This window comes from Segatella cerevisiae (genome assembly GCF_024054555.1).
Lineage (GTDB): Bacteria > Bacteroidota > Bacteroidia > Bacteroidales > Bacteroidaceae > Prevotella > Prevotella cerevisiae.
Map to the genome: position 1 here is coordinate 66,680 of NZ_JAMXLY010000006.1, position 21,555 is coordinate 88,234.

The following is a 21,555-nucleotide window of genomic DNA, read 5'->3' on the forward strand; positions in this document are numbered from 1 at the left end:
TGGGAACTTTAGCGCAGCAAGGCTAAAGTTTCCGCAAATTTCCAAATGACAATACCTGCCGTCACAGACACGTTCAGGGAGTGCTTGGTGCCAAACTGAGGGATCTCCAGACAACCGTCAGAGGCATCTACCACGTCTTGCAGGACACCTTTGACCTCATTGCCGAAGATGACTGCGTATTTCTTGTGGTGGTCGACCTGCAGATCCTGGAGTTTGGTGGACCCCTCCACCTGTTCTATACTGTAGACGAAATAGCCTTTCTCGTGGAGCGCATTCACTGCATCTTCCGTATGTTCAAAGTACTTCCAATCAACGCTGTCCTCGCCCCCCAATGCCGTCTTATGGATCTGAGGGTCAGGCGGGCAGGCCGTGATCCCGCAAAGGTAAATGGCCTCCACACGGAAAGCATCGGAAGACCGGAACACGCTCCCCACATTATAGAGAGAACGCACATTGTCCAGGACGACAATCAAGGGCAGTTTATCGGCTTTCTTGAATTCTTTCACAGAAAGCCGGTTCATTTCTATAGTTCTTAATTTCCGCATCAGTAAAACCGGACTTGAGGATTACTTCTTCTGGGATTCTGTCTCTTTGGCAGCGTAGGCAAGGGCATACATACGGATCTGCTTGATCATTGCCAAGAGTCCATTGCTGCGAGTCGGAGACAGATGCTCCCTCAATCCGAGTTTGTCAATGAAATAGAGTTTGGCATCCAGGATTTCTTTCGGCGTATGTCCGCTGAGGACATGTATCAGCAGAGCGATGATGCCCTTTACGATCAAGGCATCACTGTCAGCAGAGAACAGCAGTTTGCCGTCCTTATAGTCACATTGCAGCCATACTCTACTCTGGCAGCCATCTATCAAATTGGAGTCATTCTTGAATTGCTCATCCAGAGCATCCAATTCATTTCCCATGTCGATAAGCATCTGGTACTTATCCATCCAGTCTGTAAAGTCAGCAAACTCCTCGATGACTTCATCCTGTGCTTCGTTAATAGTCATTTATTCTATCTCCTTCATTTCTTTTACTTTGACCAATTTGAAAATCTTATCATGCGGGCGGACCTTCCCTGTGACCGGAATGGATATTCTCCAGCCCTTTTCGGCTTTCTGAACAGGTTTCAGGTCATAGCGTATCTCCTTGCAATCCAGATACATCACTCCTGTCGTAGCGCCGGTGATCAGGAGTTTGTCTCCCGTTTCTATTTCCGAAGCTTCAACCGCCACCTCAGCAACTTGAAGTTTGGAGAAGTATTTAGTGATCTTGCCGACGAGAACCTTCTTCTCGGTCGCTACAGAACCATAGTGCTTGTTCCATTCGCCGAATTTCTGCCCTTGATAATAGCCATCCCAAAAGCCTCGGTTGAAGACTGTCGCCAGCCGCTTGTCCCACTCTTCTTTCTTCTCTTCCGTGAAAGTCCCGTCGAGGACACTCTTTATCGCCTCCTTATAGCACGTCACCACCGTATAGACATATTCGGGGCCGCGGGCACGGCCTTCGATCTTAAAGACCCTCACGCCCGCATCCATCATCTTGTCAATGAAGCGGATCGTTTTCAGGTCCTTCGGACTCATGATGTACTTGTTGTTTATATTCAACTGATTTCCTGTCTGATCATCTGTGACGGTATAGGAATGGCGGCAGATCTGTACACATTCTCCCCGGTTGGCACTACGGTTAGCAAGTCCCAAACTCATATAGCATTTGCCGCTCACAGCCATGCACAGGGCGCCATGACAGAACATCTCTATGCGGATGGGCTGGCCCAGAGGACCACAGATGCGACGCTTTGCAATCTCTTCATGGATGTGCTTCACCTGAGTGAGTTTCAACTCCCGTGCCAGGACAGCCACATCGGCAAAACGACTGTAAAACTGCAATGCTTCGGTATTGGAAATATTTAGTTGTGTGGACAAATGAACTTCCTCACCGATCTGGTTGCAATAGCTCATGACTGCCACATCACTGGCTATAATCGCAGAGACACCGGCAGCTTTAGCCGCATCTACAATCTCTTTCATGGTCTCTACGTCCTCGTCATAGATGACGGTGTTGACCGTGAGGTAGGTCTTCAGACCATGCGCCCTGCAAACTTCCGCGATCTCCTTCAGGTCACTGATCTCAAAGTGATTGGCCGAATGAGAGCGCATATTCAATTTCCCTATCCCGAAATATATCGAATCTGCTCCGGCTTGTATCGCCGCAGCGAGGCTTTCCCGTGAACCTACGGGAGCCATAATCTCAAAATCTTCTACTTTTGCGTTCATGCTTACAAAGATACAAAATATCCTCGGAACTCATAAAGATCACTCCAAGATTTAAAACCATAACCTCTCTCCATACGCCTCTAAAGCAAGGCCATCCGGTTTCTTCTGTCCCGAATAAGGACAGCTTTCTCCCGAAGACAAAGATTTCTTGCCGTCTATAGGTCTTATTATAATTGAAAATTTGTATTTTTGCTTGTAATTATGAAGAAATCTGTTTTTGCTGTCATCGCCATTGCCATCTGTGCCTTCACGAGTTGTCTGAACAAAGTCCGGACAAATTCAGAAGGCGCCTTGAAAACTGATATTCTATTGCCGACAACTCCTGTAAAAGAGTCTTGTACGGGGAGTCCTACCTGGGCCTATGCCATGTTGGCGACAATAGAGACAGAACATCTGGCAGAAGGCGATTCAGTGAATCTTTCCGTCGCCTATCCTTTGCGAATGCTGCTCTTGGAGAATGCCGAGAAAAGTTATTTCACAAGCGGAACGACTGCACCCTCTACGCAAGGTATGGGTCCTATGGCCATCCACTTGATAGAGAAATACGGCACCGTCCCCTACGATTCCTATCCCGATGCACCGCACCTCAATTATAATGTTGTCTGCCAGGATTTGGAAAAGATGGCTTCCCAGTGTGCAGGGCGCCACACCGGATTGGATCATTTCCGCCAATCTGCCGCGGCATGTCTTGACCGGTACATGGGATTCCTGCCGGGAGAGGATGTCTTCTTGCTCGGTGCGGAATACACCAAACAGGAGTTTGCCCGCAGCGTATGCGCACCTGATGAATACATCTGGCTGACGAGTTTTACACATCACCCTTACTATACACGTTTTGCCCTTGAGACACCGAACAATGCCATGAATGACCGATTTTACAATCTTCCGATCGACCGACTGATCCAATCTATTGAAAAAGCGCTCAGACATGGACATCCCGTCTGCTGGGAAGGTGACATCACGAATACGTCTTTCAAAGCCGGGGACCCTATCGCAGGACGCCAGTTATCTCCAAAATCCTGCACGCCCCAGAGACGTCAGACACAGTTCGAACAACTCTTTACAACTGATGACCGGGCTTATGAACTCATCGGCATCGCCCACGATTCCGCACATCGTGAATACTTCATTGCCCACGATCCCCAGAGTCCTTCTGCCAAAGCAAAACCGATTTACCTAAGCAGGGAATACCTTTATCTCTATACCATCGCAGTGACCATGAGCAAAGCTGCCTACGGCATCTGAGCAGAAGGGAAAAACCAGCAGAAACAGGCAGGAAAAGCACGGGAATAAACTCACAAATGCCCAATATGAGACAAGATTGATGCAAATCAATCTCTTGACCGAAATCAACAAAATGAGAAATAAATCAACTTTTCAGGCAAATTGTTTTCGCACACAGAAAAAAGAGTTTACCTTTGCAACTGTAAAAAGAAGATATAATAGATAAGATTGAAGAAACGCAGCACAAGCTGCAAGATAAAATTAAGAAAGGTAAAAAGATTATGGTAACATTATTTTCATTCGTAATCGTAGCAACAATGATTGCTGAAGCAATTAACATCAACCGCAATATTGAACTTAAAAAGTAATTGCGGCTTTTAAGTTGAAATTTTAGTTTAATCACTATATAAAAAAGGCGAGTCAATTTGACCCGCTTTTTTTGTTTTCCTCAATTAACTTGTTTGGCTTTCCGGTCATAACTGTCAAGTTTGTTCAGATAATAAGCCTTGAAGTCTTTCCAGTGGTAGTAAGGCGCACAATCTGTCTTGATCGGCAGTTTGGCCTCGTTCTCATTGCGGAGGACCTTAAACAGAATATCCTTGTCGCCCTCATAACGGCGGTAGAAGATAAACTGGATGTTGCAAGCCATCGGGAAAATTTTATAGTCGCACCAGCCATCGGCAGGGAGTTTATCAAAATCCGATTCCTGAAGTCCCATTCCGTCCAAGTCGAGAAGGCAGGTCAAGGGCATGACCATCGTATCATGACCGAAACGCAAGGTTGCACCGGGATGCTTCAGGACAATACAACTGTCAGCCTGATGGATGATGTTACGCAACAGATTGCGCTGGGAATAGGGTTGGTTGCCGCCGTTCCAAGGACATGCGCCGTACTCGACATAGTAGTACGCATTGTTCATCAACCAGTTATTGTAGACTTCATCATCATTGAACAGATTATACAGTGAAATACTGTCCTTTAAATCCGTGCTTTGCATGTTGCTGGCGAGGGAGAATAGGTCACGGTTCAGGCGTGAAGCGTTCAGATGATGCTGCCAATAGTCGTCATTTTTGAAGATCTCACGCATCACCCGTTCATAATGGTCATGCTTTTTGACAAAGGCGTTCAAAACCGCTCTCGTGTTGCCTGAAAAACGCTGTTTGAACAAACTGTCATCCTCAAAATTCAGATAGTACATATCGTGCATGCTGGCGTCATGCCTGATCTGCAACTGAGGGTTCTCGACCAAGAGTTGCTGCAGTTCATTCTCCATGGAGAGGATGCAGCGGATGACGATCGTGCTCTTCGCATCGATATTCGTCTTGCCCTCAAAGACCTGAGGGAAGTTCTTGTACATCCTAGCTGCAATTTCCTTGTGTTGGCGGGCACCCAGCAGAGTCAGTTCACCATCACGGTTCATTGCCTCGTCGCGGATGATCCGGAGTTTCTTCAACAAGTCCTTGCCTGTCGGAGTCAGTTCATTCAGACTGTCGGCTTTCAGGAGTGTGAAATAGGGCAGGTCATAAGCCTTGGCTCCGATGAGATAGCGGCTGCCATGACGGCCATAATGACTGATATAAAAGGGTGTGTATCCGGCAGGGGCAGGAGTATAGACCTTCTGTTGTGGACCAGGATAAGCATAATAGTTGCTCGCCGACATACAGCGGTTGACTTTGAAATCCTGCCGAGCCTGCTGCGCATTCAGCGAGAAGGCAAAGCACAGGATAAACGCAAATGATAAAAATCTCTTCATAAGATATGATTATAATAGAATTTATGACTTATCTGTGTGATATGTTCATATCGGATTGACCGAAATCAACGGCTCCTATCCGACAATCTCTGCTATCTTGAAAATAAGATAAGGATAGTGACGATCCTTAAACCAACGCAAAGTTAATATTTTCTCTCCATATCCTAAATAATATCTTTCAAATTCTACTCATATCACATTAAAAACACATTGTGTGCGAACACATAATATTTGACATAGGTCAAGAAAGAATGACTAAACGTACAATTATACCCCTAAATCTTGTGGGACACACGAATTCAAATTAACTTTGCAGCGTATTTAAGAATAGAACAACAGAATAGGTAGTTAGAAGGTAATAAAGATTGTAATTGAGAGGTATTGGTAAGGTTAAAGAGATTGCATAGAAGGACAATAGGTAGAGCAAAAGGTAAGAATTGTAAGTTCAGGAAAAAGGTATTTAGTTTCAAGGTAGGAAGAGGTTGTGAGTAAGGTAACAGGGACGTCGGTGGAGACGGCCAAAACAGATAAAGATAAAGGATAACAAGAATCTCAATAGGGAGGAAAAAAGGATTGTAAAATGAGTATGACAATGATGATCGCCTGGGTTGCCGCAATTGCAACCACAGGCTTCGTGATGGAGAACTTCAAAAAATAGTCCGGCCATCCGAACTTATGAAAAATCTGAGAACAAATGATTATGATAGCGCGCGGCAAATGCCGCGCGTATTTTTTGTTATAGTAGGGTAGCAGACCAAGCGGATTTGCTTTATATGACGCCAAAAGCTGCGTTTCTATAATGTCTATACAATATACCATTTGTAGCCAAAATTAAATCACATCCCATATCAACTTCTAACTGATAATCTTTTTTGTATCTTTGCAAAAAAGATAGCGTATGAAGGTCTTAGTTATTGATGATGAAAACCAGTTGAGAATCCTTCTGGCAAGAATTATATCTCTAGAAGGATATGAAGTACTGCAGGCCGATTCCATAAATACCGGAATAAAACAAATCAGGCAACATATTCCGGATATCGTATTGTGTGACGTTTTTCTTCCTGACGGCAATGGCGTAGATATGGTACCAAAGTTGAAAAACTTACTGCCCGGAGGAGAGATTATCATGCTCACGGCCCATGGAAATATAGCAGATGGCGTACAAGCCATTAAAAACGGCGCTTACGATTATTTGACAAAAGGGGACGACAACAAACGGATCATACCGATGCTGGAGAAAGTCTCTGAGAAAATTCTCATGCAGAAAAAACTATCTCGGTTACAAAATATCATAGAAAAAAGATATACCTTCGATTCCATTACCGGTAAATCAGCCCCATTACGTCTTGCCGTAGAGATGGCTAAAAAAGTTGCTCCTACTGATACCACCATTCTTCTTACAGGTGAGACAGGTACGGGGAAAGAAGTATTTGCTACGGCCATCCATTATGCAAGTAACCGTGCCAGAGCATCTTTTGTTGCTGTCAACTGTGCTGCTTTGGCCGGCCCTTTACTCGAAAGTGAACTTTTTGGTTATAAGGCCGGAGCATTTACAGGAGCCATAAAGGATAAAAAAGGTCTGTTTGAACAAGCCGACAACGGTACCATATTTTTGGATGAAATCGGAGAAATGAGCATTGATCTTCAACCTAAGTTACTCCGTGTATTGGAGACCGGTGAATTTATATCTGTAGGAGATACGAAAACCAAGAAAGTAAACGCGAGAATCATTGCTGCAACAAATAGAAATCTGAAAGAATCTGTATCTGAAGGGAAATTCAGACAAGATCTGTATTACCGTTTGTCTGTCTTCACAATAGAAATACCCCCGCTTAGAGAACGCAGGGATGATATTGTGTTACTAGCCAAAACTTTCATAAATGGTTTCTCAGCAAAGATGAATAAACCGATAAAACAAATTGACGCAAAATTTATTCAGATATTGCAAAACTATTCTTGGCCGGGTAATATTCGTGAACTGCGAAACATCATAGAACGAAGTCTAATTATGTCCTCTAATGGCGAACTCAATGCCAAAGATCTTCCCCTGGAACTTCAAATGACTACCAAAGACCGTAATAATTGGGGAGAACTGTCCGCTATTGAAAAAGCGCATATATGCCGCATCTTGCAATATACAAACGGCAACAAGACAAAAGCTGCACGTATCATGAAGATCGGTTTGACTACACTTTATAGAAAAATCGAAGAATACGGGATCATTACGACCTAAATCAACGGGAGTTTGATGAAAGGCACCGCTCCTCGGACTCACGTTAATCTAAAACACAACGATAACAAAAAGGAATCCATATTTCCACTATTTAAAGAACAGTCGTAGACATCCGTTTACGACTGTTTTGTTTTTAGTATAGTTCATGCCTAAAATCCATCGAGAAAATATTAAGTTGTTCTATTTGATAAAACACCCTTCCATTTTGAAAAGGTTTGTCCAAATGAAAAACACGTAAAGTTATGTAAATCAGCGCATTGACTTAATTGGCATAATTTTGGTATAGATACTGACAGAAAAAATAAGATAAAACAATAAGAAAATGAATGAATTATTCATGTTTATTACGTTGATGGCACTCGGCCTAGCCTGCTACGGGCTCTTTTTTAAGTTTATCAAATGGTTCGAAAAAATTTAATGAGTATGTATACCGTATTATTGATTGTCAGTTTGGTCCTATTCGGCTACCTGATATATGTATTGGTTAAACCCGAAAAATTCTAATTTCGAGAATAATTAACTTTTTAAGACAGTAATGATGGACATAGAAGTTATAAACGTCGCTATCCCGATTATTTTGCTGATATTACTCAGCTACCCGTTAGGACGATATATGGCGAAAGTGTATAAAGGACAAAAGAATTTCATGGACTTTCTTTCGCCTTTGGAAAACGGCATCTACAAAATCTGTTCCATTGACCCCAATGAACAGATGAATTGGAAACGTTTTCTGAAAGTACTACTGGCGCTCAATCTGTTTTGGTTTATATGGGGAATGGTACTGCTGGTCTTCCAAGGTGTCCTCCCACTCAATCCGGACCATAACATCGGGCAAAGTATCTCGCAGGCATTCAACACCTGCATCAGTTTCGTGGTAAATTGCGACCTGCAACATTACAGTGGTGAAACGGGACTAACCTATTTTACCCAACTGTTTGTTGTCATGCTTTTCCAGTTTCTTACCGCTGCAACAGGTTTGGCAGCTTTCGCAGGCATGCTAAAAGCGATGTCTGAAAAAACCACAAAGACCATCGGCAATTTCTGGTTCTACCTGATACGTTCATTTACACGTATCCTTTTGCCACTTTCTATGATTCTTGCACTGCTACTTATCTTTAACGGCACACCAATGACATTAGAGGGCAAACAGAAACTGACCACCCTTGAAGGTACGGAGCAGACGATATCGCAAGGTCCTGTAGCTGCCATCGTTGCCATCAAGCAACTGGGTACCAATGGTGGTGGTTTCTTCGGTGCAAACTCATCACATCCATTGGAAAATCCAACCTATTTTACCAATGCGGTAGAGTGTACCGCCATCCTTTTGATACCAATGGCCCTGATTTGGACATTAGGGTTTTATTTAAAACGTAAACGCTTCGCATTCTGCATATTCAGTGTGATGCTATTTGCTTATCTTACCACTGTTATAATTGCCGTACATCAAGAAACTAACGGGAATCCTAAAATCGCAGCATTGGGTATCTCTCAACCCAGCGGAAACATGGAAGGTAAGGAAGTACGATTAGGTTCAGTTGCCACAGCATGGTGGGCGATGTCAACCACCGCCTCATCCAACGGTTCTGTCAACGGCATGCACGATAGCCTTACTCCACTTACTGGTATGTTGGCCATGCTAAATATGCAAACTAATTGCTGGTTTGGTGGCGTAGGTGTAGGTTTCATGAACTATTATATATTTATCATCATCGCTGTCTTCATTAGTGGGCTGATGGTGGGACGTACACCTGAATTCTTAGGAAAGAAAATTGAAGCCAGGGAAATGAAAATAGCTACCATCATCGCGTTGCTCCATCCCTTTATTATCCTTACAGGTACAGCCATAGCAGCCTACCTGACTGCTAACAATTCATCGCTTGCCTCGCAATGGTTGAACAATCCGTCTTTCCACGGATTAAGTGAGATGCTTTACGAATACACCTCTTCCGCTGCCAACAATGGCTCTGGATTTGAGGGTCTAAAAGACAACACATCGTTTTGGAATATATCCACAGGCATCATAATGATATTTGGGCGCTATCTGCCGATCATCGGTCAAATTGCCATTGCCGGAATCTTGGCAAAGAAGAAATATGTACCGGAAAGTGCCGGAACATTGAAGATCGATACCGCGACTTTCTCTGTTATGACTTTTGCCGTAATCTTTATTATAGCTGCTCTTTCCTTCTTCCCGTCTTTGACATTAGGACCAATTTCAGAATTCTTAACTATGAAGTAAACAACTATGAAACAGAATAAATTAGTTACTCGCGAGCAGGTCATATCGGCACTGAAAGAATCTTTCGTCAAATTGAATCCTGCTGTTTTATATCACAATCCCATCATGTTCACAGTACTTGTATCTACTGTAATCATGGGCATCGTAACTATAAGTGTCTTGTTTGATCATACGGGGAATCAGGGTTCATTCGGATACAATATAACTGTATTCCTCATACTTTTTATTACATTGCTTTTTGCCAATTTTGCCGAAGCCATCGCCGAAGCAAGAGGAAAAGCACAGGCGGAATCATTAAAAAAGACGAGGCAGGATACACCGGCAAAGAAGTATGATAAAGACAAAATTGTCACCGTCAGCAGTGCAGAACTTCGCAAAGGGGATATCTTTGAATGTGAAGCTGGAGATATCATTCCGACCGATGGCGAAATCATCCAGGGACTGGCTTCTATCGATGAAAGTGCCATTACCGGAGAGTCAGCCCCAGTCATTCGTGAAGCCGGCGGTGACAAGACTTCCGTGACAGGAGGTACGAAGGTCCTATCCGACAAGATTGTCGTACGTGTTACAACTGCAGCCGGTGAAAGTTTTCTTGACAAGATGATTGCTTTAGTGGAAGGAGCGTCACGGCAGAAAAGTCCGAATGAGATTGCCCTTACTATTCTGCTGGCTGGTTTCACTCTTGTATTTGTCATCGTCTGCGTCACCTTGCGGCCTTTTGCACAGTACACCTCCACCGTTGTAAGCATCGCATCATTAGTCTCTTTATTCGTCTGTCTGATACCTACCACAATCGGCGGTCTTCTTTCTGCCATCGGCATTGCAGGCATGGACCGTGCGCTCCGCGCCAATGTTATCACCAAATCCGGCAAAGCAGTAGAAACAGCCGGTGATGTAGACACACTGTTACTCGACAAGACCGGTACCATAACTATCGGTAACCGAAAAGCTACGGCATTCCATGCTTTGGATGTAAGCAAACAGGATGAATTGATTGACGCCTGCCTATGCGCTTCCGTAGCAGATCAAACTCCTGAAGGCAAATCCATCGTAGAACTTTGTCAAAAGAACGGTCAGGAAATTGACCGTGGCAAATTGGCAGGATGTCGATGGAGCAAATTTACGGCACAAACCAAATGCTCAGGCATCGAGTTCCGTGACGGTACAAAAATTGTCAAGGGTGCATCCGAAACCATCAAATCAATGGTGGAGAGCAATAGTAGTCATTATCCTGAAAAGGCGGAACTCATCACACGCCGAATCTCTGCCAATGGCGGGACGCCGTTGGTGGTTGCCAATGACAATAAAGTAGTTGGCGTCATCGAGTTGCAGGACATTATCAAACCAGGCATTAAAGATCGTTTTGAACGGTTGCGCAAAATGGGTGTCAAGACAGTCATGGTAACCGGTGACAATGCTCTGACAGCTAAGTACATAGCGAATGAAGCAGGTGTAGATGATTTTATAGCTGAAGCCAAACCGGAAGACAAGATGGAATATATTCGTAAAGAGCAAGTGGAAGGAAAACTAGTCGCTATGATGGGTGACGGCACTAATGACGCGCCTGCACTGGCACAAGCCGATATAGGCGTGGCCATGAACAGCGGCACTCAAGCTGCAAAAGAAGCTGGCAATATGGTAGATTTGGACAACGACCCGACTAAACTGATTGAAATCGTAGAAATAGGCAAGCAATTATTGATGACTCGCGGTACATTGACGACATTTAGTATCGCCAACGATGTGGCCAAATATTTTGCCATTGTTCCTGCTCTATTTATGGGATCTATTCCTGCCTTGGCAGAATTGAACATTATGGGACTCCACTCACCGGCTTCAGCTATTCTTTCTGCAGTGATCTTCAATGCGCTGATTATTCCGGCACTCATACCACTGGCACTAAAAGGTGTAAAATACAAACCCATTGGAGCCTCTGCTCTTCTAAGAAGGAACCTGATCATCTACGGTCTGGGAGGTGCCGTCGTTCCGTTCATAGGAATAAAACTGATAGATCTGATTCTCACTGTCATCATGTAATAAACTGAAAGAAAAAATGAAAACAATATTGACATCTTTGAAATTTACAGTACTAAGTTGTGTCCTGCTATTCGTGGGATATGTATTAGTTCTATGGGGCATTGCAGCCATTGCCACACCCAGTCATGGAGAAATTGGAAAGGTTGAATTAAACGGAAAAGTGGTAGGCACAACCAATGTAGGGCAGTCGTTCACCCGTCCAGAATACTTCTGGGGGCGCCCCTCAGCCGTCGATTATGACGGTGGAGCATCCGGTGGCAGCAATAAAGGACCTTCCAATCCTGAATATCTTCAAGAAGTGAACAAGCGTATCAATACTTTTCTGAAGGCACATCCTTATTTGAAAAAATCGGATATTTCATCCGAGATGGTAACTGCCAGCGGCAGTGGACTAGATCCACATATTTCACCGAGAGCTGCAGAAATACAGATCTTTCGCGTAGCAAAAGCGCGCCATTTGCCTGTTGAGATGGTATCGGAAATTGTAAAACGACAAACACATCAACCTCTATTCGGATTGCCATACATCAATGTACTGGAACTAAACGTAGCGCTGGAAAAGTCTGGAAATAATTGATTTCATATCCAATACTGAGTCCTTTGGAATACGGCTCTATATGATGAATAAAGGTCAGACATCGGATTTTAACTCTGGTATTCATGTTTTTCTTTCCTTTAGTTCATGGGGCTTTGCTTATGTCAAGGGGGTATAAGAGCAACAGGAAAATCAAGATTACAGAGTAATCCCGTTCCCCCGTCTTTTTCCAACGCATTCTTAATCCGTCAGGAGGAGAGATTTTTCCTGATTTTTGGCGTATCTTTGCACTTGAATAAATAGAGATATGGATAGCAGCGTACAACATTTCTTGGATTTGATCCGGCGTTCCCAACGAGGCAAATTCAAACTCTACATCGGCATGATTGCCGGTGTGGGCAAGTCCTATCGTATGCTTGAAGAACTGAGGCAACTGCTATCCGGAGGCATTGATGCACGCATTGGTTATATCGAAACACACGGGCGAAAGGAAACCGACGAAATGGCCTATGGACTTCCTTTGATTCCTCGAAAGAAAATTTTCTATCACGGAAAAGAATTGGAAGAAATGGACATTGATGCGATCCTCAGAGAACACCCGGAAGTTGTCATCATTGATGAACTTGCACATACGAATGTGGAGGGCAGCAAGAACGAAAAACGATGGCAGGATGTGCTGGATATTCTGGATGCAGGCATCAATGTCATATCTGCCGTTAACATCCAACACCTTGAGAGCCTGAATCATGAGGTGGAACAAATAACAGGAATAGAAGTCACTGAACGTATTCCCGATAGCGTGTTGGCCACTGCTGACGAAATAGTGAATATAGACCTTTCAGCAGAAGATTTAATCGACAGACTTAAACAGGGGAAGATATATTCCTCTGACAAGATTGAAACGGCTCTGGAGAATTTCTTTCAACCCGACCATATTCTCCAGTTACGTGAACTGGCATTGAAAGAAGTGGCACTGAAGGTGGAAAAGAAAGTGGAACTGGTAACGAAAGAGAATATAGGCCTGCGGCACGAACATTTTCTGGCCTGCATAAGCAGCAATGAGAAATCTCCAAGACACATTATCCGTAAAGTAGCACGATTGACAACTCGACACAATGCCTCATTCTCAATTCTTTATGTACGTACTCCCCGAGAACAGACTGACAATATATCATTGGCCGACCAGCGTCATCTCATCAACAATTTCAAATTAGCAACACAATTGGGCGGTAATGTAATTCAGTTCAATGCCAAGAATGTGATAGAAGGAATCATTTCAGTAAGTTTGTCTCATGCCATTACGACGGTCTGCATTGGTAGACCAAGAATCTCGTGGAGAAACATGATTCAGGCAGCAGTCCACTACCGTCACCTGTTCAATTCCTTGGACAAATCAAAAATTGATCTCATAATAATGTCGGAATGAAAATAAGAACGAAAATAACATTAGCTATTGGTCTATTGCTGACCATCATTTCTTTTCTAGGGTACTATGCAGCACAGTCTACAGCGACCTTGAAGAGTAATACGGAGAATATTCTCAACAAGAATTATAATTCAGTGAAGTATGCCCAAAGGATGCTTTGGTCATTGTATCACATGCAGTCTGATTCCACAGAAGCTGTCAGTATTTTTAAAAAGAATCTTTTCCTGCAAGAAAGAAACATTACGGAAAACTCAGAAAGTCAGATGACAGATGATATCCGTCTCTTATTCGACCGCTATCTTCATCAACCTAACAAAGATAACCTGATAAAATTGAGTGATTCCATTAATGATATCATATTGCTGAATGGCAATGCCATAGAACAGAAATCAGAAACAGCGACCATATCTGCCAGACAAACATTGATATGGATGATCGTACTGTCATCTATATGCGTATGCTTTGCCTTGTTCATGCTTTTGACCATTCCAAAAATGCTTACGGATCCCATCAAAAAACTCATGGAAGGTATTTTGGAAATATCCAATCATAATTATGATAAAAGACTGGATGTAGATGATAAATCTGAGTTTGGAGGGGTCGCCACTTCATTCAACAAGATGGCCCAGGAATTGGCTGTCTTCCAACAGAGCAGTATGGCACGCATCATCTCTACCAAACAGTATCTTGAAATTGTCATCAACTCCATTGATGAACCTATTATTGGGATTGACAAACAAAAGACCGTACTTTTTGCCAATAACTCGGCTTCAAGTATACTGAATCTATCTGCAGGCAATTTCGTGGGCAAATCAGCTTTGAATATTTCACTCAGCAATGACCTCTTCCGCCGGTTGATGAAAGGCATGGAAGATGCTAAACAGAATGAACCGATTAAAATTTATGCCGACAATAAAGAAAGCTATTTTGAAGTCCACTACCAGCAATTACCGAAAAATGCGGGAACCGTTATTCTCTTGAGTAACATTACCCGATTTAAAGAACTGGATAATGCCAAAACAAATTTCATATCAGTTGTATCCCATGAATTGAAAACTCCCATAGCCGCTATTATGATGAGTCTTCAACTTATGGAGGACAAACGTGTTGGGACCATGAACGAGGAGCAGACGGCCTTAGCTGAAAGCATTAAGGAAAACAGTAACCGACTACTGAACATCACTGGAGAACTACTCAAAATGACACAAGTAGAATCCGGGGCTTTAAAGTTAAATCCAAAAATCACCAAACCAATTGAACTGATCAATTATGCCATTGGTGCCACACGTGTGCTGGCAGAACGTTTCAAATGCAACGTCGAGATAGATTATCCTGAAACCATTGACAAACTCTTTGTTGACAGTGAAAAGATCGCTTGGGTGGTAACGAACCTCCTTTCCAACGCTATCCATTACTCACAGGAGAACGCAAGGGTAATTGTCGGAGCTCGTCAAAAAGGAAACAACATTGAAATCTATGTCCGGGATTTCGGCAAGGGCATTGACCCTCGTTATCACAAGACTATCTTTGAACGTTATTTCCGCGTTCCCGGAACTAAAGTGCAAGGAAGTGGTCTGGGACTGGCCATATCAAAAGACTTTGTGGAAGCTCACGGTGGTACCATACATGTGGAAAGTCAATTGGGTGAAGGCAGTTGTTTTACAGTCTCACTTCCTAAGGCCTAAACATTGCCAAACGGGTCCGAATAAAAAGGATTCTATCGTTCGAGAAACAAGACGCTGACTTTCTCGAGACAAAGCGCTGACTTTCTCGAGAGATAAAGCCGACTTTCTCGAAACTACCCGGAGCCATCTTACTGAACGTAAACGCTCTGTTTGACTCAGCATCAACCAGAAGTAGTATAGACCGTCAGGAAGGCCAGATCAATGCCCTTTCTGACTTTTTTCAGAATAACTGGGATAGTCAAGGCAATCGGGATGATCCCTACGGGTAGTCCTCTATAAATTCTGCGTACTGACACCAGCGATGATTTCATACAGACGATTATTTTATAGATGTTTCTGATTAATCCGCTTTTCTCATCAAAAAAGTTCTTTTTATTTTGTTATTCCTACCCTTTTTACTATTTTTGCAATAGACTACGGCCGGTCTCGGAAACCGGTTCAGACGGAACATCAATCGATAAGAATATGGCAAGAAATCCCTTATGGTCTGACGAATATTGGCTGTTGCTGATGCAACTCTATCTCAAGAAACCTGTCGGAGTAAAATCTCTGTATTCCAAAGGATTGGTAGACCTGAGTCTGGAATTGCACATTTCCCCGTGCTATCTCCATGAACAAATGACGCGGTTACAACTGTTAGACACGCCTCGCATCGAACAGTTGTGGAAAAAATACGGGAAGAGTCCGAAGAGACTTTCACATGAGGTCAAACTCCTCAAAACGATGGACGGGTTCAACCACGCTGAACAATTCTATGAAGGCGTGGAAATACACGAATCGTTCGAAAAACTCTTCGAGCCTTTGGAAACCAACCCGGAACTGACGCCTGTCAAGTTGATCCTCATTCTCAACCTCTATTTCCACCTCATTCCGCTGACAATGGTGAAAGAGACTCCGGAAATAGTTGACCTCAGCAAACTCATACAGGTGGAACCGGAATTGATCGTTGAGGTCATGGATGTCTTCCTCTATTGTGACCCCTGTCTCAAGCACGACGATATTATGGTCAATCCACTCTTGGGGCCCTGTCAGAAAATATGGCAACGCTATGGCAATGGAAATATAAAAGAACTTTCCAACTTATCGAAAGAACTCAGATACTATTTCTATTAATTGACAATTACAGTTATGACTCAGAAACTAATTCAGTCTCAGACACAGAAAATGCAACAGGTTCAGAGGCTTTCTGCCCAGCAGATGCTTCAGGTGAAGTTGTTTGAAATGCCTCTGAATGAACTTGAAGAGAATGTCAATGCCGAATTGGACGATAATCCTGCCCTTGAGAGAAGTGTCGAAGAGGACGGGGAAATCAGGAACAGCAACAATGACCCGCAGGACAATGACAACAACGAGACGGATCATGATGCAGATGATATCGACTATACCGAAAGTACTGAGCGCGAAGAACGGGAGGACGCACTCGACTCTGCCCTGAAGACTATGGGGGCTGACGACGAGATGCCTGAACCGGACTATAACATGGGCAGAGGCGGCAACTCGGGTGATTCCGATTACCCGAATATGGTATATGGGGATACGCTGTCCTTCTATGACCGGTTGAAAGAGCAGATGGACATGCTCCATCTGACGGATAAAGAGCATGACATCATGGAGTATCTCATCGGTTCTCTGGATGATGACGGTCTGCTCAGGAAAGATATCGGAACGATCAGCGACGAACTGGCCATCTACCACAATATCGACGCGTCAGAAAAAGAAATAGAACGGATCCTGCACCTCCTCCAACAGTTTGACCCTGCGGGAATCGGGGCTAGGGATCTGCAGGAATGTCTCCTCCTCCAAATCAAAAGGATGAAGGATAGCAAACTGAAGCAGACTGTCTATACCGTCATCAAGGATTATTTCGATGAATTTACGAAGAAACACTGGGATAAAATCCGGGAGGAACTGTCCCTTGACGATGATCAGATACAGACGATACAGAAAGAAATCCGGAAACTGAACCCCAAACCGGGCTCTTCTCTCGGAGAAAGTGAAGGCAGGAATATCCAGCAGATCACGCCGGACTATATCGTAGATACGGCTGATGACGGCAGTATCTCTTTCTACATCAACCGGGGGAATATCCCTGATCTCATGGTCTCCCCTTCTTTCGTGGACATGCTCAACAGTTATAAGAGCAATAAGGCTAACATGAACCGGCAAGAGAAGGAAGCCCTCCTCTATGCCAAGGACAAGGTAGAGAAAGCCAAAGGGTTCATAGATGCCGTCAAACAAAGAAGGCACACGATGTTCGTCGTCATGAAGTCGATCATCAACTGGCAGAAAAAATTCTTCGAGGATGGGGATGAATCGGATCTCCGGCCTATGATCCTGAAGGATATCGCAGACCAGACGGGGCTAGACATCTCTACGATCTCCAGGATAGCCAGCATGAAATATGCCCAGACAAAATGGGGAATCTTCCCCTTGAAATTCTTCTTCAGCGACGGTTATACAACTGAAAACGGGGAAGAGTTGTCTACTCGCAAAATAAAATTGGCATTGAAAGGCATCATCGACAAGGAAAACAAGAAAAAACCGATGAGTGACGATACATTGGCCAGTTTGATGAAGTCCAAGGGCTTCCCTATTGCCAGAAGGACAGTGGCAAAATACCGCGAACAACTTGGCATTCCGGTCGCCAGACTCAGGCGGGAATGAGGGCACAACTCGGACTTTCTACCCTGATAATAAAGGGATAAAGGATATTTGGACGACTTGATACATTCGAGTTTGATAGAGGTATTGGAAAAATAAACATACAGGCGGCAACATCGTCAAAGGAGTTGATCCTCCCAAGGATGACTGTCTGAAAGATAAAAAGAAACTACACATAATTTTAAACAAGATGTCATCTGAAAATCGAATAAATACAAATATATTGAAAGATCGGCAGATTATCAAGGCAGCCCGGGTGATGAGTATGATCTTCACCCCGTTTTACCTGCCTTTGCTGGGACTCGTCATTCTGTTTCTGTTCAGTTATATGAGTTTGCTGCCCTTCTCTTACAAATTGACCGTCATCCTGTTTGTCTATCTGCTGACCATCCTTCTCCCGACCTTCCTCATCCATCTCTACAGGAAGCACCAAGGGTGGAAAGCCATCGATCTCAGGAGAAAGGAGCGCCGCATAGTGCCCTATATCATCTCTATCGTCTGCTACTTCTTCTGTATCTACATCATGAACAGGTTTCATGTGCCGCGGTTCATTAGCATCATCGTAGTTGCAGCCTTGGTCGTGCAGATGATCTGTGCGTTGATCAATGTCTGGTGGAAGATATCCACTCATTCAGCAGCTATCGGAGGGGTGGCAGGCGCCTTACTGGCTTTTGCGGAGATATTCACCTATGATCCGACGTGGTGGCTATGCCTGGTCCTGATCATAGCAGGGGCAGTATGCTCCAGTAGGATGATACTCAGGCAACACAGTTTGTCGCAGGTTACAGCCGGGTTTTTTGTGGGTTTGATTTGTGCCTTCATCGTCATCTAATCCTACCCGGCTACTTGCCCGCAAGGATCTCTCAATAAAAAGAATAAAATACAAAACAACAATAAATGATCCATTCATTTTTCAAAACGTATGATCATAATATCCAAATGATATGAAACCATTAATCAGTATTATCATGGGTTCTACAAGCGACCTGCCAGTGATGGAAAAAGCTTGTCAGTGGCTGGAGTCTTACAAGATTCCTTTTGAAGTAAACGCGCTTTCTGCCCATCGCACGCCCGATGCCGTTGAATCCTTTGCCAAAGGCGCCAAAGCCCGGGGCATCAAAGTCATCATTGCAGGGGCAGGGATGGCCGCAGCACTTCCGGGTGTCATCGCAGCCTCTACGCCATTGCCTGTGATCGGAGTACCCATCAAAGGCATGCTCGACGGACTCGATGCCATGCTTTCCATTATCCAGATGCCTCCAGGGATACCTGTCGCTACAGTAGGTGTCAACGCTGCCAAGAATGCGGCTATCCTGGCTGCAGAAATGATCGCTTTGGGCGACGAGACTGTCGCCGGCAAAGTCGATGACTGGAAAGCCGGTCTCGGGGATAAGATCAAGAAAGCCAACAAAGACCTGGCAGAGCTCAAGGACTATAAATATAAATGCAACTGATAACAGTACATTGAAGTGTATGATCAAATAGATGGTTGTCAATCCCGGGATTCTCAACGGGATTGAACAACCATGATTTGTCTTATACGGGAAAAAATATATTAACCAACTCTAAATTATTTTTAATGAGTTTGGACTTATTCAATTATCAACGCAGAGAAACGAATGTTGTTCATGTAGGTGCAGTGGATATCGGTGGTAACAACCTGATCCGCATCCAGTCCATGACAACGACCAATACTGACAATACAGAAGACTCCGTCGCCCAGGCTGAGCGCATCATCAAGGCTGGCGGAGAACTGGTCAGACTGACCACGCAGGGAAAGCGTGAGGCAGAAAATCTGAAGAACATCAATGCAGGACTACGGGCTGACGGATACGATACTCCACTTGTGGCCGACGTCCACTTCATCGCAAATATCGCCGATATAGCTGCCCAATATGCCGAAGGTGTGCGAATCAACCCGGGCAACTATGTCGATCCTGCTCGTCGGTTCATTAAAAAGGAATATTCAGATGAAGAGTATGCTCAGGAACTCCAGAAAATAGAAGACCGCTTCGTCCCGTTCCTGAACATCTGCAAGAAGAACCATACGGCTATTCGCATCGGTGTCAACAACGGATCACTTTCAGACCGTATCCGCAACAGATACGGCGACACACCTAAAGGCATCGTGGAAAGTTGTATGGAGTTCCTCCGCATTTGCAAGCAGCAGCATTTCGACAATGTCGTCATTTCCATCAAGGCTTCCAATACAGTTATCATGGTCCGTTCTGTGCGACTGTTGGTCGAACAGATGAAGAAGGAAAACATGGAATATCCGCTCCATTTGGGAGTGACGGAAGCCGGAAACGGGGAAGACGGACGCATCAAGAGTGCTGTAGGTATCGGGGCGCTGCTGGCTGACGGCATCGGAGACACTATACGTGTCAGCCTTAGCGAAGAGCCTGAAGCTGAAATTCCTGTGGCACGCCATCTCGTCAACTATATCACGATGAGGGCCGGACACGTGTTGATTCCTGCTGTTGCGGCAAAAGAATTCAACTGGCTCGAACCGAAAAGACGGGTGACGAAGGCGGTTGAAAATATCGGGGGCGAACAGGTACCTGTCGTCATCGGCAAAGGTCCTGAAGCGGATTACTGGTATATCGGTTCCGATATCCCGAAACAACTGCTCCCGAATCAGAAATATATCCTCGATTATAATCAATTCGGAGAACTGCAAGGGACGGGAAAACTAGCGGAACTTGAGAAAAACGGGACGAAGTTCTATCCCATCTTCCCTGTCAATGCCATGCCTTTCATGAGTATGGTCCAATCGCCTCTGAAATTTCTGGTTCTCGAATTCGGAACACCGTCTGCCGAGTACCTGACCTGTTTGAAGTATCACCCGGAAACGGTGGTCATCTGCATGAGCCATCATAAGAACCGTTTGGGAGACCAGCGTGCTCTCGTCCATGAAATATGGGCTGCAGGACTGAAGAACCCCGTGATATTCTCGGAGATGTACCAGCACTCCCAAAAAGAGAAAGAGGAATTCCAGATAGAAGCGGCTGCTGATCTGGGGGCTCTGATGATAGACGGACTCACGGACGGGATATGGCTGTTGAATGACGGCGATCTCTCTGACAAGGATATCCTATCGACTGCTTTCGGCATCCTGCAAGCCGGTCGCCTGCGGACGACAAGAACAGAATATATCAGTTGTCCGGGTTGTGGACGTACTTTGTATGATCTTCAAGGCACAATCGCAAAGATCAAGAAGGCGACACAAGGCATGAAAGGTTTGAAAATCGGCATCATGGGGTGTATCGTCAACGGACCAGGCGAGATGCATGATGCTGACTATGGGTATGTCGGCGCCGGTTTTAACCGGATCTCGCTTTACCGCAAACAGGTCTGTGTAGAGAAAAGCATTCCGGAGGATGAAGCAGTGGATCATCTGCTAGCACTTATCAAGAAGGACCGGGAAAAACGGTCCTGACAAGGACTTTCTGAAGAACTGACAAGAATCTGACGGTCTGTGCCTGCAATGAT

At 44.4% G+C, this 21,555-nt stretch carries 18 protein-coding genes; 13 read left to right on the plus strand and 5 right to left on the minus strand.

Annotation, left to right across the window (positions count from 1 at the left end; genetic code table 11):
- Nucleotides 1–8: 8 nt before the first annotated feature.
- From NG821_RS02765 to NG821_RS02775, 3 genes are read right to left on the minus strand one after another with little or no spacing between them, the layout of a single operon-like run.
- Nucleotides 9–545, minus strand: a complete 537-nt coding sequence (locus NG821_RS02765; protein WP_252760139.1) for an RNA methyltransferase — start codon at nt 543–545, stop codon at nt 9–11.
- Nucleotides 546–566: 21 nt separating this feature from the next.
- The gene (locus tag NG821_RS02770) at nt 567–1,004 is read right to left on the minus strand and encodes a SufE family protein (protein ID WP_252760140.1); all 438 of its coding nucleotides are present in this window, start codon (nt 1,002–1,004) and stop codon (nt 567–569) included.
- Nucleotides 1,005–2,270 (minus strand): peptidase U32 family protein, encoded by a 1,266-nt coding sequence (locus NG821_RS02775; RefSeq protein WP_252760141.1) that lies wholly within the window; start codon nt 2,268–2,270, stop codon nt 1,005–1,007. It abuts the gene before it with no gap.
- A gap of 201 nt (nt 2,271–2,471) precedes the next feature.
- Between NG821_RS02775 and NG821_RS02780 the strand changes: the two genes are divergently transcribed.
- Nucleotides 2,472–3,515, plus strand: coding sequence for a C1 family peptidase (locus NG821_RS02780; protein ID WP_252760142.1), 1,044 nt, complete (start codon nt 2,472–2,474; stop codon nt 3,513–3,515).
- A gap of 427 nt (nt 3,516–3,942) precedes the next feature.
- Here NG821_RS02780 and NG821_RS02785 read toward each other — a convergent pair whose 3' ends face one another.
- Nucleotides 3,943–5,247, minus strand: coding sequence for a histidine-type phosphatase (locus NG821_RS02785; protein ID WP_252760143.1), 1,305 nt, complete (start codon nt 5,245–5,247; stop codon nt 3,943–3,945).
- 898 nt (nt 5,248–6,145) lie between these two features.
- Between NG821_RS02785 and NG821_RS02790 the strand changes: the two genes are divergently transcribed.
- The 7 genes from NG821_RS02790 to NG821_RS02820 all read left to right on the plus strand — a co-directional run bounded on the left by NG821_RS02790 (nt 6,146) and on the right by NG821_RS02820 (nt 15,402).
- Nucleotides 6,146–7,480: a sigma-54-dependent transcriptional regulator gene (locus NG821_RS02790; RefSeq protein WP_252760144.1), complete on the plus strand. Its 1,335-nt coding sequence runs from the start codon at nt 6,146–6,148 to the stop codon at nt 7,478–7,480.
- Nucleotides 7,481–7,903: 423 nt separating this feature from the next.
- Nucleotides 7,904–7,984: a K(+)-transporting ATPase subunit F gene (gene kdpF, locus NG821_RS02795; RefSeq protein WP_252760166.1), complete on the plus strand. Its 81-nt coding sequence runs from the start codon at nt 7,904–7,906 to the stop codon at nt 7,982–7,984.
- Between the two features lie 34 nt (nt 7,985–8,018).
- Complete coding sequence (kdpA, locus tag NG821_RS02800; RefSeq protein ID WP_252760167.1) at nt 8,019–9,719, plus strand: potassium-transporting ATPase subunit KdpA; 1,701 nt, start codon at nt 8,019–8,021, stop codon at nt 9,717–9,719.
- 6 nt (nt 9,720–9,725) lie between these two features.
- Nucleotides 9,726–11,756, plus strand: coding sequence for a potassium-transporting ATPase subunit KdpB (gene kdpB / locus NG821_RS02805; protein ID WP_252760145.1), 2,031 nt, complete (start codon nt 9,726–9,728; stop codon nt 11,754–11,756).
- A 16-nt stretch (nt 11,757–11,772) separates the two neighbouring features.
- Nucleotides 11,773–12,333: a potassium-transporting ATPase subunit C gene (locus tag NG821_RS02810; RefSeq protein ID WP_252760146.1), complete on the plus strand. Its 561-nt coding sequence runs from the start codon at nt 11,773–11,775 to the stop codon at nt 12,331–12,333.
- A 265-nt stretch (nt 12,334–12,598) separates the two neighbouring features.
- On the plus strand, nt 12,599–13,717 hold the full coding sequence (locus NG821_RS02815; RefSeq protein ID WP_252760147.1) for a sensor protein KdpD: 1,119 nt from the start codon (nt 12,599–12,601) through the stop codon (nt 13,715–13,717).
- Nucleotides 13,714–15,402 (plus strand): ATP-binding protein, encoded by a 1,689-nt coding sequence (locus NG821_RS02820; RefSeq protein ID WP_252760148.1) that lies wholly within the window; start codon nt 13,714–13,716, stop codon nt 15,400–15,402. The genes NG821_RS02815 and NG821_RS02820 overlap by 4 nt, the downstream gene beginning before the upstream one ends.
- A gap of 161 nt (nt 15,403–15,563) precedes the next feature.
- Here the strand turns inward: NG821_RS02820 and NG821_RS02825 are convergent, their stop codons facing one another.
- Nucleotides 15,564–15,713 (minus strand): hypothetical protein, encoded by a 150-nt coding sequence (locus tag NG821_RS02825; RefSeq protein ID WP_252760149.1) that lies wholly within the window; start codon nt 15,711–15,713, stop codon nt 15,564–15,566.
- Between the two features lie 154 nt (nt 15,714–15,867).
- Between NG821_RS02825 and NG821_RS02830 the strand changes: the two genes are divergently transcribed.
- The 5 genes from NG821_RS02830 to NG821_RS02850 all read left to right on the plus strand — a co-directional run bounded on the left by NG821_RS02830 (nt 15,868) and on the right by NG821_RS02850 (nt 21,502).
- Nucleotides 15,868–16,515 carry a hypothetical protein gene (locus tag NG821_RS02830; protein WP_252760150.1) on the plus strand — a complete coding sequence of 216 codons (648 nt, stop codon included), beginning with the start codon at nt 15,868–15,870 and terminating at the stop codon, nt 16,513–16,515.
- Between the two features lie 15 nt (nt 16,516–16,530).
- A complete protein-coding gene (gene rpoN, locus NG821_RS02835; RefSeq protein ID WP_252760151.1) occupies nt 16,531–18,066 on the plus strand; it encodes an RNA polymerase factor sigma-54 in 1,536 nt (511 codons plus the stop codon).
- A gap of 220 nt (nt 18,067–18,286) precedes the next feature.
- On the plus strand, nt 18,287–18,895 hold the full coding sequence (locus NG821_RS02840) for a phosphatase PAP2 family protein (protein WP_252760152.1): 609 nt from the start codon (nt 18,287–18,289) through the stop codon (nt 18,893–18,895).
- Nucleotides 18,896–19,007: 112 nt separating this feature from the next.
- Entirely contained in the window at nt 19,008–19,517 is a 510-nt protein-coding gene (purE, locus tag NG821_RS02845) for a 5-(carboxyamino)imidazole ribonucleotide mutase (protein ID WP_252760153.1), read from the plus strand.
- 125 nt (nt 19,518–19,642) lie between these two features.
- On the plus strand, nt 19,643–21,502 hold the full coding sequence (locus NG821_RS02850; protein WP_252760154.1) for a 4-hydroxy-3-methylbut-2-en-1-yl diphosphate synthase: 1,860 nt from the start codon (nt 19,643–19,645) through the stop codon (nt 21,500–21,502).
- The last annotated feature ends 53 nt before the right edge of the window (nt 21,503–21,555 follow it).

Excerpts from the sequence above, each read along its gene's own strand:
- NG821_RS02790 (WP_252760144.1), top strand. The coding sequence starts at position 6,146 with ATGAAGGTCTTAGTTATTGATGATGAAAACCAGTTGAGAATCCTTCTG.
- NG821_RS02775 (WP_252760141.1), bottom strand. The coding sequence starts at position 2,270 with ATGAACGCAAAAGTAGAAGATTTTGAGATTATGGCTCCCGTAGGTTCA.
- purE (WP_252760153.1), top strand. The coding sequence starts at position 19,008 with ATGAAACCATTAATCAGTATTATCATGGGTTCTACAAGCGACCTGCCA.
- NG821_RS02785 (WP_252760143.1), bottom strand. The coding sequence starts at position 5,247 with ATGAAGAGATTTTTATCATTTGCGTTTATCCTGTGCTTTGCCTTCTCG.
- NG821_RS02765 (WP_252760139.1), bottom strand. The coding sequence starts at position 545 with ATGCGGAAATTAAGAACTATAGAAATGAACCGGCTTTCTGTGAAAGAA.
- NG821_RS02830 (WP_252760150.1), top strand. The coding sequence starts at position 15,868 with ATGGCAAGAAATCCCTTATGGTCTGACGAATATTGGCTGTTGCTGATG.
- rpoN (WP_252760151.1), top strand. The coding sequence starts at position 16,531 with ATGACTCAGAAACTAATTCAGTCTCAGACACAGAAAATGCAACAGGTT.
- NG821_RS02770 (WP_252760140.1), bottom strand. The coding sequence starts at position 1,004 with ATGACTATTAACGAAGCACAGGATGAAGTCATCGAGGAGTTTGCTGAC.
- NG821_RS02815 (WP_252760147.1), top strand. The coding sequence starts at position 12,599 with ATGGATAGCAGCGTACAACATTTCTTGGATTTGATCCGGCGTTCCCAA.
- NG821_RS02780 (WP_252760142.1), top strand. The coding sequence starts at position 2,472 with ATGAAGAAATCTGTTTTTGCTGTCATCGCCATTGCCATCTGTGCCTTC.
- NG821_RS02820 (WP_252760148.1), top strand. The coding sequence starts at position 13,714 with ATGAAAATAAGAACGAAAATAACATTAGCTATTGGTCTATTGCTGACC.
- NG821_RS02825 (WP_252760149.1), bottom strand. The coding sequence starts at position 15,713 with ATGAAATCATCGCTGGTGTCAGTACGCAGAATTTATAGAGGACTACCC.
- NG821_RS02810 (WP_252760146.1), top strand. The coding sequence starts at position 11,773 with ATGAAAACAATATTGACATCTTTGAAATTTACAGTACTAAGTTGTGTC.
- kdpB (WP_252760145.1), top strand. The coding sequence starts at position 9,726 with ATGAAACAGAATAAATTAGTTACTCGCGAGCAGGTCATATCGGCACTG.
- kdpA (WP_252760167.1), top strand. The coding sequence starts at position 8,019 with ATGGACATAGAAGTTATAAACGTCGCTATCCCGATTATTTTGCTGATA.
- kdpF (WP_252760166.1), top strand. The coding sequence starts at position 7,904 with ATGTATACCGTATTATTGATTGTCAGTTTGGTCCTATTCGGCTACCTG.
- NG821_RS02850 (WP_252760154.1), top strand. The coding sequence starts at position 19,643 with ATGAGTTTGGACTTATTCAATTATCAACGCAGAGAAACGAATGTTGTT.